This window comes from Streptomyces sp. NPDC026538, assembly GCF_055567535.1.
In genome coordinates this window covers 380,736-395,835 of sequence record NZ_JBVHQG010000003.1, presented here as the reverse complement: position 1 = coordinate 395,835, position 15,100 = coordinate 380,736, and the positions used below count along the sequence as shown (strand labels likewise).

General features: G+C 73.0%; 11 protein-coding genes. 7 read left to right on the top strand and 4 right to left on the bottom strand.

Features of this window, described 5'->3' with window-relative positions:
• Nucleotides 1-271: 271 nt before the first annotated feature.
• The gene (locus ACZ4N4_RS14890; protein WP_467588345.1) at nucleotides 272-1,615 is read right to left on the bottom strand and encodes a helix-turn-helix domain-containing protein; all 1,344 of its coding nucleotides are present in this window, start codon (nucleotides 1,613-1,615) and stop codon (nucleotides 272-274) included.
• Nucleotides 1,616-1,811: 196 nt separating this feature from the next.
• Here ACZ4N4_RS14890 and ACZ4N4_RS14885 point away from each other — a divergent pair, with 196 nt between their 5' ends.
• Both ACZ4N4_RS14885 and ACZ4N4_RS14880 read left to right on the top strand, forming a co-directional pair.
• Nucleotides 1,812-1,934: a hypothetical protein gene (locus tag ACZ4N4_RS14885; RefSeq protein WP_453568609.1), complete on the top strand. Its 123-nt coding sequence runs from the start codon at nucleotides 1,812-1,814 to the stop codon at nucleotides 1,932-1,934.
• Between the two features lie 364 nt (nucleotides 1,935-2,298).
• Nucleotides 2,299-4,275, top strand: coding sequence for an Ig-like domain repeat protein (locus ACZ4N4_RS14880; protein WP_467588342.1), 1,977 nt, complete (start codon nucleotides 2,299-2,301; stop codon nucleotides 4,273-4,275).
• A 4-nt stretch (nucleotides 4,276-4,279) separates the two neighbouring features.
• Here the strand turns inward: ACZ4N4_RS14880 and ACZ4N4_RS14875 are convergent, their stop codons facing one another.
• Together ACZ4N4_RS14875 and ACZ4N4_RS14870 are read right to left on the bottom strand one after the other, a co-directional pair.
• Nucleotides 4,280-5,335, bottom strand: coding sequence for a hypothetical protein (locus tag ACZ4N4_RS14875; RefSeq protein WP_467588340.1), 1,056 nt, complete (start codon nucleotides 5,333-5,335; stop codon nucleotides 4,280-4,282).
• Nucleotides 5,336-5,764: 429 nt separating this feature from the next.
• Nucleotides 5,765-6,454: a hypothetical protein gene (locus ACZ4N4_RS14870; protein ID WP_467588337.1), complete on the bottom strand. Its 690-nt coding sequence runs from the start codon at nucleotides 6,452-6,454 to the stop codon at nucleotides 5,765-5,767.
• 136 nt (nucleotides 6,455-6,590) lie between these two features.
• On the opposite strand from ACZ4N4_RS14870, the gene ACZ4N4_RS14865 reads away from it, so the two are divergent.
• Together ACZ4N4_RS14865 and ACZ4N4_RS14860 are read left to right on the top strand one after the other, a co-directional pair.
• Nucleotides 6,591-7,031 (top strand): hypothetical protein, encoded by a 441-nt coding sequence (locus tag ACZ4N4_RS14865; RefSeq protein ID WP_453568599.1) that lies wholly within the window; start codon nucleotides 6,591-6,593, stop codon nucleotides 7,029-7,031.
• 357 nt (nucleotides 7,032-7,388) lie between these two features.
• A complete protein-coding gene (locus ACZ4N4_RS14860; protein ID WP_467589110.1) occupies nucleotides 7,389-8,363 on the top strand; it encodes a hypothetical protein in 975 nt (324 codons plus the stop codon).
• A 19-nt stretch (nucleotides 8,364-8,382) separates the two neighbouring features.
• On the opposite strand, the gene ACZ4N4_RS14855 is transcribed toward ACZ4N4_RS14860, so the two are convergent.
• Entirely contained in the window at nucleotides 8,383-9,708 is a 1,326-nt protein-coding gene (locus ACZ4N4_RS14855; RefSeq protein WP_467588336.1) for an aminotransferase-like domain-containing protein, read from the bottom strand.
• A 79-nt stretch (nucleotides 9,709-9,787) separates the two neighbouring features.
• Here ACZ4N4_RS14855 and ACZ4N4_RS14850 point away from each other — a divergent pair, with 79 nt between their 5' ends.
• The 3 genes from ACZ4N4_RS14850 (at nucleotide 9,788) to ACZ4N4_RS14840 (ending at nucleotide 14,968) form a co-directional block, all read left to right on the top strand.
• Entirely contained in the window at nucleotides 9,788-10,576 is a 789-nt protein-coding gene (locus tag ACZ4N4_RS14850; protein ID WP_467588333.1) for an alpha/beta fold hydrolase, read from the top strand.
• 343 nt (nucleotides 10,577-10,919) lie between these two features.
• On the top strand, nucleotides 10,920-12,866 hold the full coding sequence (locus tag ACZ4N4_RS14845) for an FUSC family protein (protein WP_467588331.1): 1,947 nt from the start codon (nucleotides 10,920-10,922) through the stop codon (nucleotides 12,864-12,866).
• Nucleotides 12,867-13,165: 299 nt separating this feature from the next.
• Nucleotides 13,166-14,968, top strand: a complete 1,803-nt coding sequence (locus ACZ4N4_RS14840) for a VWA domain-containing protein (protein WP_467588328.1) — start codon at nucleotides 13,166-13,168, stop codon at nucleotides 14,966-14,968.
• The last annotated feature ends 132 nt before the right edge of the window (nucleotides 14,969-15,100 follow it).

Here is a 15,100-nt window from a genome sequence, read left to right as displayed (position 1 = left end):
GGCCGGGAAGAGGCGGGCGACCCGCTCCGGGCCCCAGAAGCCCTCCTCCACCTCGGCGGTGTCGTGCAGCAGGGGCTGCCGGATGGTGACGGGAACGCCGAGGGCGACCGCGCGGGCGCGCTGCTCGGGGGCTGCGAGACCGCCGTGCTCCATCACCAGGAAGCCGTCGGCCGATCGGCCGCCATATCGAGTCCGCTCACGCAGGGAACACGACAGTGGAGCCGCCCTCGACACCGATCATGCGACAACTACCGGGCGGTAGCGGCACCCCCTACAGCGGCGGCTGGGCCGGTGCCGGGCCCAGGGTCGTGGTGCCCGGGGCCGTTCGGTGGCCGAGGCCGGTGCGGTACGCGTCCAGGGCCGCCTCCACCCGGCCGGTGCGGCGCAGCAGGTCCCCCAGCAGCCGGCACAGGTCTGCCAGGTCGCCGGCCGCGCCCGCCCGCTCCAGCAGGCTCAGCGCGCGCACGTAGTGCTCCTCCGCGGCCTCCGTCTCCCGGGCGTCCTCGGCGATGATGCCGAGCAGGCGGTGCGCGGCGGCCGCGTGCACCGCGCCGCGCTCGGAGGAGAAGTCGCCGAGCACGTCGTGCAGCAGCGCGGCGGCCTCCTCGGACTTGTCCCGGCGGTGCAGTACGTCGGCCAGCTCGACGGCCGCCTGGCTGCGGTACAGGGCCGCCCGGGTCTCCGACAGCATCGCCAAGGCCTCCCTCAACTCCCCTTCCGCGCGCTCCAGTTCGCCGTTCTGGGCGTAGACGTAACCGCGCATCCAGTGACAGTTGGCGAGTTCGGTGCGCAGCTGGAGCTGGCGGTACAGCTCGGCGGCCTTGGCCAGGGAGGCGTCGGCCTCGGCGACCCGGCCCTCGGCGAGCAGGGTGCGGGCGACGGAGCGGTGCATCCGGGCGATCAGCGCGGGGTCGCCGGCCTGCGGGGCGAGGGCGAGGGCGAGTTCGGCGGCCTGGGCGGCGCGGGCATGGGCGCCCATGTCCATGTACGGGCCGATGGCGGAGGCGTAGAGGAGCAGCAGCGCGTCGGGGTCGTGCAGGCCGCTGCGGTTCAGTTCGTCGAGCGTGGTCTCAAGGAGGTAGACGGCGTACCGGAGTTCACCGGCCAGGTAGTGGCTGACGGCCCGGCCGCGGATCGCCGGGACGCGTACGGGCAGCGGCTCGTCGGCCGTCCACACCTCGGCCCGCTCGAAGAACTCCCTGGCCTGCCCCAGCTCACCGGTGTCCAGGGCGCACTCGCCCATGCCGAGCAGTGCGGTGGCCTGCTCGACCGCCAGCCCGTGCGCCTCCGCCTCCGCGAAGAGGGCGGTGTACAGGGCGGCGGCCTCCTCGGCCGCGCCGGTGGCCAGGGTGCGCTGGGCCTCGGTGAGCCGCAGCCTGAGGTCGGTGGCGAGATGGGCGGGGCGCCCGCTGGCCAGCTCCTCGAAGCCGACGCCGAGCCGCCCGGCGATGTGCCGCAGCGCCTCGTCGGAGGCCCGCACCCGACCCGCCTCCAGCGTGGAGATATAGGCCGGTGTGTAGGCCGGTTCGGCCAACTGCCGCTGGGTCAGCCCCCGCTCGGTGCGCAGTTGCTGCACCCGTCGCCCGATGGTCTCCGGATCGTCCCGTTCCTGCATTCTGTCACTCCCCCCAACTCCCCTTGGACCTCTTGCCGTTGAGCTCTGTCAGCCCCTAGGTTAAACGGCGAATTAAACACGCTTAACCCGCCCCTGTCGTTGCGAGGTCGCCGTGCTCGGACGCACATCCGCACGCCCTGCCGCACTCCCCCACTCCCGGCTCCGCTCGATCGGGGGGACCGCCACCGCCCGTAGTGTGGCAGCCGCCGTGATCGCCGTGGCCGCGCTCATCACGGCCGCCAACGCGGGGCCTGCCAGAGCGACGGACAACGGCTCCCGTTCCACCGCGCCGGCCACCGCCGAACACGCGTCGCGCTGAAACGCGCCCAGCCTGCCCCCGGCGGGACCGCCCCGGCCCCGCCGGGAGGGCTCCGCCCCCGTGCGGCGGCCCCGACCTCTCGCTCCAGGACTCCCGGTTCGACGACCACATCGAGGTAAAGCCGACCGGCACCACCTTCGACGCGTACGCCTGACCAGGTCGCGGCCGTGAACGCCCCCTCCCCGGCCGTCGGCGGCCGCTTCCCGACGGGGAATCCCGGGTGCTGATTGTCAGTGGCATGACCTAGTCTTCATCACATCCGCCACACGCGGCCCACAGCGCGCGCACACCCTTAGGCACCCGTGGGCCACCTCCCCGTGGCGCCCCACTTCATTCGATCCGGGGGGTTCGAATCAGCGTGCGTATGCGCACCCGCACCGTCACAGCCGCCACCACCCTGGCGGTCCTCTTCAGCTCGGCGGCCCTGGCCGCCACCACGCCGGCCTTCGCCGACACCAGCGCCCTGCTGCCGATCAGGTCGACCGGTGACATCGTCGTCGACGGCGTCCACCAGCAGGTCTTCATCAGCGATCCGAGCAACGGCAAGATCGTCGTCACCGACTACTCGGGCAATGTGCTCAAGCAGCTGACGACCAACCTGTCCGGGGTCACCGGCCTCGAACTGTCGGCCGACTCGGGCACGCTCTACGCGGCCGTCCGGGACCTGGACGCCGTCGCCGTCATCGACACCGCGACGGACACCGAGACCACCCGCTACACCGTCGGCGACAAGCCGCGCAGCGTCGCCCTCGCGGACGGCAAGCTGTGGTTCGGCTACGGCGGTGACGCCGAGGGCAACATCGGCTCCGTCGACCTGACGAACGACCAGCACGAGGTCACCCTCAACCAGGACAGCAGCTGGTACTCGGCGCCCGTCCTGGACGCGGCGCCGGGCACCGACATCCTGGTCGCGGGCGACCGCGACCTCAGCCCCGCCTCGCTGTCCTCCTACGACGTCTCGTCGGGCACCGCCACCCAGCTGGCCCACATCCGCACCGACGGCAGCAACCTCAACGACCTCCAGGTCACCCCCGACGGCAAGGACGTCGTGGTGGCCAGCGGCGCGCCCTACTACCACCAGGTGTACAGGACGTCCGACCTCAACGAGGACGGCAAGTACACCAGCACCGCCTACCCGAACGCGGTCGCGATCGCGCCCGACGGCACGGTCGCGGGCGGCAGCTTCGCCTGGTACGACCCGGACATCTACATCTTCCACCCGGGCAGCAGCGAGGCCGTGCGCACGTACGACTTCCCCAACACCGGCACGTCCAGCGGCGCCGACACCCTCGCCGACGGCGGTCTGGCCTGGACGCCGGACGGCTCCCGGCTGTTCGCGGTGACGTACAACGACGCGGACGTGTACTCCCTGCGCGAGTACGACACCCCGGGCCGCGCGGCCACCACCGTCACGGTGAACGCCCCGGCGACCGCGACCCGCGCCAAGCAGCTCACCGTCACCGGCACGGTCTCCTCGACGGCCGCGCTGCCCGCCGGCACCCAGCTCGCGGTCACCCGCACCGACCTGGACTCGCCGAACGGCAAGGCGCTGCCCGCCGTCACCGTCAAGACCGACGGCACCTACTCGTTCACCGACACCCCGCCGGCCGGCGGCAAGGTGACGTACCAGGTCTCCTACGCGGGCGACGCCGAGCACACGGCCGCCTCCGCCAAGGACACCGTGGACGTCTCCCGCGCCAAGCCGACGCTGACGCTGAACAACAACGGCAAGGTGTACGCGTACGGGCAGGACGTGAAGTTCACCGCCCACCTCGGTACGACCTACAAGAACCGCACGGTGGAGATCTGGGCCGACCCGTTCGGCCCGGACAAGCCCAACAAGCTGGCCAAGTCCGGCAAGGTCGACTCGCACGGCAACCTGTCCGTCACCCTGGACCTCAAGCGCGACACCAAGGTCACCGCGAAGTTCACGGGCGACGCGCGCTGGCAGCCGCGGTCGGTGTCCAGCTCGGTGGGCGCGAAGGTCAGCATCTCCATGTCGGCCAGCCGTCAGTACAAGACGAAGAAGACCTGGGGCCAGACCTACGCCTTCTTCCACAAGACCAAGAACCCGCTGTTCACGACCAAGATGCCGTACTACACCGGCCGTGCGCAGCGCTTCGACTTCCAGGTGTACTACCAGGGCAGGTGGTACTCCGACGACTCGAAGTACTTCGCGCTGTCCGGCAGCGGCATCTCCCAGGTCGAGTTCACCGGCAACCACAAGCAGGACGTCGGCTGGCGCTTCCGGGTCCGCTCCGACTACATCAACGGCACGTCCGGCGACACCGTCAACTCCACGACCTACGGCGCGTGGAAGTACTTCACCTTCACGAACTAGTGCATCAGCTGGTCTGAAGCTGCCGCAGGTGCTGCTGGACATGGTCCAGGGCACCCTCCCGGCGGCCCGGCACCCTGAGTCTCAACTCCGCGAGCGCGGGCCCCAGTTCACGGGCCCGCGCCGCGTCCTTGATGGCCCCCCACTGGTGGTGGGCCCGGTCCACGGCCGTCTCGACGGCCGGTGCGTCGGCCGGCTGCCCGGCGGCCAGCCGGGCATGCGCGACGGTCAGCCAGGTACGGCAGCTGCGCGCCGCGTCCCCGGCGAACATCGCCAGGTCGGCCCGCACCTCGGACCAGTGCAGGGCGTCCTCGGAGGCCGGCCCGTGCGCCCGCGCGGCGGCCTCCTCCCAGCGGGCGGCGAGCCCGTCGGCCTCCGTGTACCGGCCGCCCCGCGCGGCCGCGCTGATGGCGTCGTGCGGATCCCCGCTGTCCGGGGTGTGGGTGCTGAACAGAATGCCGCTCGCGGCCTCGGCACCGAGCCGCGCGAGCACCTGCTGGTGCAGCTGCGCCAGCGACGGCCGGTGCCCGCTGCGCAGCACGGTCGCCACGGCCTTCATGTACGACGGCGACGCGACCTCCCGGCGGGCCGGCGGCGGTGCGATACGCCCGTACACGGCGTTGTTGCGCCCGGAGTCCAGGGGCACGGTACGCAGCCACTCCCAGGTCTCGTGGTCGGCGTGCAGGTCGAGGACGAGCGTGGTCGCCCCGGCCGGCCGCAACCGCAGCTCCTCGCGGATCCAGTGCCAGGGCAGACCGGTGTAGCGGACGGTGGCGGGCGTGGTCCGGGCCAGCGCGAGATGCGGCAGCCGCTGCTTGCGGTCCAGCTGCAGCTGACCCGTGACGAACACGGTGAGCGGTCCGGGGGCGGCCGCGGCGGCCCGCAACCGGGTCAGGACGGCCTGCGGCTCCAGAGGGTCGGCGAGTTCCACCACGTTGGCGGTGTCGGTGCCGGAGAGTATCGCCGGGGGCACGGCCGCGAGCACGGGGAGCACGGAGGCCGCGTCCACCAAGCACCCCTTGCCCGTCGGCGAGGCCGCGAGCAGCAGCACGGTTCCGGGCATCGGCCCTCCCCTTTGTTCCCCAGGTCCACTTACGTCAGCACGGTAACCGCTGCGCCTGCAAAGCGGGGGGCACGGGAGAGGTTTGGGGCGGGATGGGAGTGTTCCGAGGTGCGAGAGAACACCACCGGCCGGTGACCTGTGCGCAAGGACCTGTTGACGACCACCGTCTTCCACACCCCGGCCACTGTGTTCCACACCCCGACCACCCCGGCTACCGCACCCGACCACCATCTTCCACACCCCGACCACCCCGGCTACCGCACCCGACCACCGTCTTCCACACCCCGACCACCCCGGCTACCGCACCCGACCACCGTCTTCCACACCCCGACCACCCCGGCTACCGCACCCGACCACCGCGTTCCACAGCCTGGCCACCGCCCTCCGCCGCACGTCGGCCACCGTCTTCCGCGCCCCGGCCGCCGTCTTTCACACACCGGCCCCGACTTCCCGGGCCCCTATCCCGGTGTCCGCGTTCTGCGGATCGCGAAGATCGTGGTGTCGTCGGAGAGGCGGCCCCGGCTGTGCCGGAGGACGCCGTCGCGGACGTGGGCGACAAGGAGGGCCGGGTCGGAGGTGGCGGTCCGGGCGGCCTCCTCGGGCAGCGCGTAGAACTCGCGTCCGCGTTCCGCGCCTCGGTGACGCCGTCCGTGGTGACGAGAAGCGTCTCGTCGGCGGCGAGGGTGATCGTGAGGGTCGGCGGGAGGCCGGACCCCTTCGCACGGCGATGTCCCGCATGTGCAGCAGCCGCCGCTCGCCGCCGGCCCGGACCACGCAGGCGAGTATGGCCAGCACCCCGGCGAAGGCGACCAGGATGAAGTCGGGCAGCCCGGCCTGGTACTGGTGCGGCCAGACGCTGTCCACGGCGATGTAGTCGAGGACCGCCAGCACCGCGAAGACGGCCGTCGCCCAGACCCCGCAGAGCGCCGCCGCGATCCCGGGGACCAGCACGATCCAGGAGATGATCCGGAACCGTTCCGTCGTGTTGAGGTCGACCGCCGTGATCCCGGCCAGCAGCAGCAACGGCGCGGCCCAGCAGAAGCTCCGGCCCCGGGCCCACTCCAGGGGCTGCCGGCGCAGCAGGTCCTGCCACCGCCGCGTGGCCGCGTGGTCGGTCACGACAGTCAGAGAATCATGCGCCGGGCCCCGCCGCATGTCGTGGGGGCCGCAGCAGAAACCCCGGACGGCCGACTTGCCAGGGGGTACCCGCAGGTGTGCCCTGGAAGCTGGGGGGCGAGGAGAGAGGAGCACTCTCATGGCTCAAGCGGCACCCACGTCCGGAGGCATGCCCCGGCGCGGCCCATCGCCCGACATCTTCAGCCCGCAGGCGCACGCCATGGCCAGACTGGCCTTCCCGATCGTGACCGGGCTGATCTACGGCTACTGGGCGGCCGCGAACCGGCGCAGCGGCGGGCCCATCACCGGCTGGAACCTGCTGTTCGGCTTCGTGACGGCGATCGTCTTCGCCCTGGTGCTGTTCGGCGTGCTGACGATCGCCCCGCGGCTGCGGCGGGAGGTGCACGCGCTGATGTGGACGGCGTTCATGGGGATCGCCTTCGGCTTCCTGTACAGCCAGAGCGGAGAGTCGATCCTGCGCTCCACCGGCATGGCCCTGGCGGTCGCGGCGGTGACGTTCGCCGTGATGTTCTACCGGTTCTACACGCACGAGGACGCGGTCGGCCATCGCGTCCGTTGACCGCTCCCGGCCACGCGTGGGCCCCGGCCGTGCCGGCCGGGGCCCACGCGTTCCCCTTTTTCCCTCACGGGGGTTTCCCCTCACCGGCCGCCGGGCCGCCCGAGGGCACCCGGCGACATCCCTGCGGAGCCGCTCCGGCCGTTCCACCGGGGAACAGATCTCCGCACGACCAGGAAACACCCGTTCGGGCCAACCCTCCACCGGAGCACGGCGCCCCAAGGGTTTCCGGCGCCCGTCCGCCCGTCCGCGGCCGCCGTTTCGTCCATTCGGCTCGACCTGACGCCCCGCCGTGCCCCGGATGCAGTCACACCGCTCGCCCGACCTGCCCTCAGGGGCTTGCCTGGAGGCGTGCCCCCCGTGCCCTCCGCGCCCACAGGGCCCGCGCGGCCGGTTCGGCGCACCCGGGCCGTACGTCACCGGAACGCCCTGTCGGCCCTGCTGATCGCGCTGTCCAGTCTGCTGCTGCCGTTCGGCGCGCTGGCGGCCTGGGCGGCGTACGGGCTGGCGGACACCGGAGAGTACGTCAGCTCGATGGCGCCGCTGGCCGACGACCCGGACGTCCGGGACGCGGTGGCGGACACCGTCGGCGAGGGCATCATGCGCGAGGTGGACGTGGGCCGGCCGATGCAGGGCACGGTCGCGCCGTTCGTGCGTGAGGCGGTCCGCTCGTTCACCCAGACCCGGGCGTTCCGGCTGGCCTGGGACGCGGGCAACCGGGCCACCCACGACGCGATCCTGCGCGCGCTCCAGGACGAGCGCGAGGAGGCCGTGACCGTCGACCTCGCGCCGGTGACCGCCCAGGTCAAGGACCAGCTCACCCAGGACCATGTGCCGCTCGCGGCCCGTATCCCGGTCCAGCATACGGCCGTCGCGGTGCTTCCGGCGGCCGAACTGGACCGGCTCCGGAAGGGGTTCCACGTGCTCGAAGTCGCCGGCTTCTGGCTGCCCGTGTCGGCCGCCGTCTTCGCGGTCGGCGGTATCGCCGTCGCCGTCCACCGCCGCCGTGCGGTGCTCGCGACCGCGCTCGGTACGGCGCTGGGCGGCGGCCTGCTGGGGATCGCCCTCACCGTCGGCCGCTCGCTCACCCTGTCCGGCCTGCCGTCCGACGTCTCGCACCCGGCCGCGGCCGCCGTCTACGACGCCCTGACGTCCACCCTGCGCACGGTCTCCTGGCTGCTGCTCGGCCTGGGCCTGACGGTGGCCGCGCTGGCCTGGCTCGGCGGACGTGTCCGGCGGCGTCCGGGCGAGGAGCAGGAGTCCTCCGACACGTCCGATTCCGCCTCCCTCAGGACGGATTCACAGCCTGCCGGTCAGAACCTGCCCATCCTGTGACCGGCCACCGCGGCGGACGTCAGGGGCGCCGCGCCGCGAGTTCCGCGAGCGTGCGCAGCGCCCCCACCAGCTCGGCCTCGGCCACCGAGGCGAGCCCGAGCCGTACCGCGTCCGGAGTCCGCTTCGGGTCGACCCGGAAGGCGGTGCCGGGCGTGATCCCGATGCCGTGCGCCGCCGCGGCCGCCGTGAAGCCGTCCGCCCGCCAGGGTGCGGGCAGTTCCCACCAGGCGAAGTACCCGCACGGGTCGGCCCTTACGGCGTACCCGTCGAGCAGCTCGCGGACGAGCCCCTGCCGCCGCCCGGCCTGCTCCCGCTTGGCCGCGACGAGCCGGGCCACGGTCCCGTCCCCGATCCACCGCACCGCCGCCTCCAGCGCGAACGCCCCCGGCCCCCACCCCCCGGACCGCACGGCCGCCGCCACCGCGTCCACCCGGGCCTCGGGTACGACGACGAACCCGACGGTGAGCCCGGGCGCGACCCGCTTGGAGAGCGAGTCGACGACATGGACGAGGCCGGGCGCGAGCGCGGCGAGCGGTGGCTCGGGGCCGGTGTGCAGAAACGACCAGACCCGGTCCTCCACGACCGGGAGCGCCAAGTCGTCCACACAGCGTGCGAGTCGGAGCCGCCGCTCGGTCGGCACGGTCCGGGAGGTCGGGTTGTGCAGGGTCGGCTGGAGGTAGAGGGCGGAGAGCGGGGCGGACCGGTGCGCGGCGCGCACGGACTCGACGACGGGCCCCCACTCGTCCGTCTCCACCGGCACGAGCGTCACGGAGAGCCGGGCCGCGACCTCCTTGACCAGCGGATACGTCAGCGGCTCGACCCCGACCCGGCCACCCGGCCGGACCAGCGAGGCCAGGGTGGCGGCGACGGCCTGGCGGGCGTTGCCGGTGAAGAGGACACGGCCCGGTTCGGGCCGCCAGTCGCCGGTGGCGAGCAGCGCGGCGACGGCCTCCCGGGCCTGCGGGGTGCCGTCGGCGGCGCCGGTACGCAGCGCGTCGCCGAGCGCGTCGGGCCGCAGCAGGGGAGCGAGCGCGGGGGCCAGCAGTTCCGGCTGCCCGGGCACGGAGGGGTAGTTGAGCTCCAGGTTGACGCGGGCGGTGCCGTCCTCGACCAGTGCCCGCCCCTGCGGGGTGACCTCGGTCGCCCGGACGAAGGTGCCGCGCCCGACCTCGCCCACCACCAGCCCGCGCCGCACCAGTTCGGCGTAGACCCGCCCGGCGGTCGAGGGGGCGATGCCGTGCCGTCGTGCGAACGCCCGCTGCGGAGGCAGCCGTTGCCCGGCCCGCAGCCGCCCCCGCGCGATGTCCAGCGCGATCCGGTCGGCGATCCCCCGAAAGTCGTTCACGGCCATCCCCTCATCGGCATTGCACCGAGGGCAAAGATCTTATTGCACCGAGGAGTTGGCCGCACCTAGGGTCGTCCACATGCCCCCCTTCCTCGCATATGACGACAATGACCCCCACACCTCGCGAACCCCCTTGCTGCTGATCCACGGGCACCCCTTCGACCGCACGATGTGGCACCCCCAGCGCACCGCCTTCGCCCCCTTCCGCCGGGTCATCGCCCCCGACCTGCGCGGCTACGGCGCCTCCCCGGTCACCCCCGGCGTCACCCCGCTCTCCCGCTTCGCGGCGGACCTGGCGGAACTCCTCGACGCGCTGGAGGTGGAGACCTGCGTTCTCGTGGGCCTGTCGATGGGCGGCCAGATCGCGATGGAGTGCTACGACCTCTTCGGCGCCGAGCGCGTACGGGGCCTGGTCCTGGCGGACACCTTCCCCTCCCCGGAGACACCGCAGGGCAGGCGGGCCCGCAACGTCATGGCCGACCGGCTGCTGCGCGAAGACATGGGGGACTACGCCGACGAGGTCCTGGAGAAGATGGTCGCCCCCTACGCCCGCCCGGAGGTGAAGGCCCACGTCCACCGCATGATGACGGCCACCGACCCCGAGGGCGCGGCGGCGGCGCTGCGCGGCCGGGCCGAACGCCCCGACTACCGACCCCTGCTGGCGAAGGTCACCGTCCCGGCGCTGGTGGTGGTCGGCTCCGACGACGAGTACACCCCCGTCTCCGACGCCGAGGCCATGCACGCCCTCCTCCCCGACGCCACCCTCCGGATCATCGACGCCGCGGCCCACCTCCCGAACCTGGAACGGCCGGAGGACTTCAACCGGGCGCTGTCGGAACTCCTGGCACGGGTGGACGAAGGGTCCTGATCCCAGTGGACGAAGGGTCGTAATCCCGGCGGGCGGGAAGGGCCGGTGATCACGGCGGGCGAAGAGTCGGTGATCCCAGTGGACGAAGGGTCGTGATCCCGGCAGGCGAAGAATCGGTGATCCCAGTGGACGAAGGGTCGTGATCCCGGCGGGCGGGAAGGGTCTGTGACGCCGGTGGGCGGCAAGGGTCGGTGATCCAGGGCGGGTGCGACGGCGACCGGTCCCGGATCCCGGCTCGCTACCTGGGCGGCCGCCCTGCTTTTCCTCCGCCTGACCCACGCCGGCCACCGCGCCCTCGTCGTGGACATCACGCTCCACCAGCACCGGAGCCGATAATGGGCGCATGTCCCGCGAGTTCCCCATCGGCCTCACCCCTCCCGACTGGCTGGTAAGGAACCTCCGGCCCCAGCAGGCCGCGCCCCTCAACTGGCCCGCCCTGGCCCGCGCCGCCCTCGGCATGGCCCTCCCGCTCACCGTCGGGCTCGCCGTCGGACAGCCCGCGTACGGCGCGCTCGCCTCCATGGGCGCCCTGTCCGGGGTCATCGGCGACACCGCCGACGCCTACCGGATGCGGATCCTCAACATCGCGGTTCCCCAGCTCTTCGGCGCCGTCGGCGTCACCGCCGGCGCGCTGGTCTACGGCCAGGGCTGGCTGACGGTCTTCGTCATCACCGGCATCGCAATGACCTCCGGGATGATCTCGACGATCGGCGCGGTGTCCTCCGTCTCCGGCCTCCTGCTCCTGCTCAACTCCGTGATCGGCGCGGGCCTGCCGCTGCCCGGCGCCTGGTGGCTGACCCCGGTCCTGATGACCGGCGGCGGCCTGCTGGTCCTCCTCCTCGCCCTGCTGGCCTGGCCGCTGCGCTCGGGCGTACCCGAACGCACGGCGGTCGCCGCCACCTACCGCACGGTCGCCGACCAGCTCACGGCCGTCGGCACCGCCGACGCCGAGGAGTACGACCTCGCCCGGCACACCGTCACCCAGTCGCTGAACCAGTCGTACGACCTGATCCTGGCCCGGCGCGCCCGGTACCGCGGCCGCAGCCGCGAACTCACCCGCATGCTGGCCCAGCTGAACGCGATCACCCCGGTGGTGGAGGCCGCCCCCGCCGCCCGGCTCGCCGGGAAGCCGCTGCCGCCCGAGATCCCGGCGGCGATCCTCCACATCGCCGACGCCGTAGACACCGGCTACACCGGCCCGATGGAGCTCGACCTCGCCGAGCCGCGCAACGAGACCGCCCGGGCCGTCGACCACGCCCTGCGGCACCTCGCCGAGGTCGCCACCAGCCCCGACGTCGACCCGCGCGGCATCGACGACCGCCTCGGCCGCCCCGCCGCCCTCGGCATCCGCACCGCCCGCGCCGCCCGCAACGTCGTGCTGTCCGCCAACTCCTGGCGCTACGGCACCCGCCTGGCCCTGTGCATCGGCATCGCGCAGGCGCTGGTGTCCCTGATCCCGGTCCCGCGCTCCTACTGGGTCGCCCTCACCGTCACCTTCGTCCTCAAGCCCGACTTCGGCTCGGTCTTCTCCCGGGCGCTGCTGCGCGCGCTGGGCACGGTGGTGGGCCTGGTGGTGGCGGCGACCGTCCTCACCCTCGTCCCGCGCGGCTGGCCGGACGTCCCGGTGATGCTGCTCCTGGCCCCGCTCATCCCCGCCGTCACCCCCCGGGGCTACGGCTTCCAGACCGCCGCCATCACCCCGGTGATCCTGCTCCTCTCCGACGAACTGAACCACCAGGGCACCGGCCTGCTCCTGCCCCGCCTCCTCGACTCCCTGATGGGCTGCGCCATCGCGCTGATCGCCGGCTATCTCCTGTGGCCGGAGAGCTGGCGCACCCGCGTCGGCGACCGGCTCGCGAACGCGGTCGCCGACACCGCGGACTACGTCGACCTGGCCTTCGAGGAGGGCGCGGAGCCGGCTGCCCGCGCCCGGATGCGGCGCCGCCTCTACCGCGACCTGTCCACCATCCGTACGGAGTTCCAGCGCGCCCTGACCGAGCCGCCGCCGACGGGACGGCGGGCGGCGGCCTGGTGGCCGCTCGTCGTCGCCGTGGAACGCATCGTCGACGCGACGACGGCGGCCCGGGTCCGGGTACGGCACGGAGCACCGCCCCCGCCCCGCGCCGAGGTGGACCAGATCGTCCTGCAACTACGCGAGTTGGCGGACGGCGTCCGCGAGGCGGACACCCTGGTCGCGGTCCGCACGGACCTCACGGGTCCATCGCACAGCGTCCTGGAACCCCTCCGCCAGGAGGTGGCGGCGGCCCGCGCGATCGCGTCCCCGCACTAGGACGCGCCCTGCCCGCTCGCCGGACACCGGCAGCAGCTCGCGTACTTTACTATCCCATTGCGACCTCGTGGTGTGAGCGTGACCTCGGGGGCACGGGCGTGCACACGGGCGGCCGCCGAATGAACGAGAGGTGAACCGAGAGGAACCGGCGGGGAGTTGAGAAGGGGCCGGAACTCGACGACCGTACGCCCGACAGGAGTCATCGACCCTCCCCAAGATCGCAACCTGGGGCCGCTAACCTTACGTGTCCGTCCTGGCCAGCGATTGACGGGTATCAACTCACGCGAAGGGTTGCGCACATGGGCATTCTCACTCTCCTGCGGAACGCATTCGGCCGGTCGCGAAAGCCGCGGCCCGCCGAGGCGGAGGGTGCAGACCAGCTCCCTTCGCAGCCGACGCCGGCGCCGGCGTCGAAGCAGGAAGCACCAGAACCGGCCGCCCAGGCAGCGGTCCCGGAACCCCGCCCGGGGAACACCGACGAGCACGATCTGGTAACGGCGGCGTTCGAGAACGTCACCGTGCCGAAGCAGGCCTCACGAACGATCGAACCGGAAATCGAGGTCCGCGGAGAGACACCGACCGACCCGAAGCCGACCGCATCGGCCGAGCCGGAAGCCGCGGCTGAGGGCGAGCCTGCCGCACCGGCCGAGCCGGAAGCCGCGGCTGACGACAAGGCTGAGTCGCCGACCGAGTCAGAGGCCACGGCGCGGGCGAAGGCTGAAGCGCCGACCGAGTCAGAGGCCGAGGCGGAGACCGAGGCCAAGGCGGAGGCTGAAGCGGAGACGGTGGCTGCGCCTGAGGTCCAGGCCGCGCCGGAGGCTGCGCCGGACGCCGAAGCCGAGCCGGTGGCCGAGGCGAAGGCCGAAGCCGAGGCCGCGGCCGACGTGACCGCGGAGCCAGAGCCGGAGACCGAGGCCGAGCCCGTGGCCGAGGTGGCGGCTGATCCGGCAGCCGAGGCCGCGCCTGTGACGGAGCCGGCGGCCGAGGTGGTTGTCGAGTCGACTCCGGAGACGGAGGCAGCGGCCGAGCCGCAGGCCGAGGCCGTGATCGAGCCGACGCCGGAAGCAGCGGCCGAGCCTGTCGCCGAGGCGGTTGTCGAGCCGTCGCCGGAGCCGGAGGTCGAGTCCGAGCCGGTCGCGGAGGTGGAACCCGCCACCACCGAGCCCGAGAACAGCCCGGCCGAGAAGGCCGAGGAGGAGCCCGCACCGGCGGCCGCCGAGACGCCCACCGCGGCCGAGCCGGAGGCTGAGCCGCAGGCCGAGGCCGAGCCGGCTGGCGGACCCACACCCGCACCGGCTGCCGAACCGGTCGCGGAGCCCGCCCCCGAGGCCACTCCGGCCGACGCCCCGGAACCCGCCGCGGCCGCCGACGGCGCATCCGCCCCGCAGGGGCCACCCGCACCCGACAACGAAACCGTCACGGGTGGTGCGGGTGGGAACGACCCGGCCGAAGGCGAAGCCGAGGCCGCGGTCGGCGACGACGCCGCGGCCACCGCCCTCGCCAAGGCCGGCCTCACCGGCACCCACGCCGCCACCTACCTCGTCCTCGACCGCTCCGCGAGCATGCGCGCGTACTACAAGGACGGCTCCGCCGCGGCCCTCGCCGACCAGACCCTCGCCCTCGCCGCCCAGCTCACCCCGGCCACGGAGACCCCCACCGTCCACGTGGTCTTCTTCTCCACCGAGGTGGACGGCACCACCGACCTCACCCCGGCCTCCCCCGAGAACGCGATCGACGAGGCACACGCCGGCCTCGGCCGCATGGGCCGAACCAGCTACCACGCCGCCGTGGAAGCCGTACTCGCGCACTACGACAAGAACGCCACCCCCGGCGCCCCGGCCACCCCCGCCCTCGTCGTCTTCCAGACCGACGGCGCCCCCGACGCCAAGACCCCCGCCACCCAGTCCCTCACCGGCGCCGCGAAGTCCCACCCCTCGGTGTTCTTCTCCTTCGTCGCGTTCGGCGAGCACGAGAACAAGGCCTTCGACTACCTCCGCAAACTGAAGACCGACAACGCGGCCTTCTTCCACGCGGGCCCGACCCCCCTGGAGCTCACGGACGCGGAGCTCTACGACGGCATCCTGATCGACTGGCGCCCGTAACCCCCGGCGGCACACTCCGCCGCCACCACCCACCGCACGGCCCCCATGCCGCCCGCTTCTCACCCCGTAAAACGGGAGGCGGGCGGCATACACATGTCGGCTACGATTTCAAGGTTCGCAAAAGCAGCAACG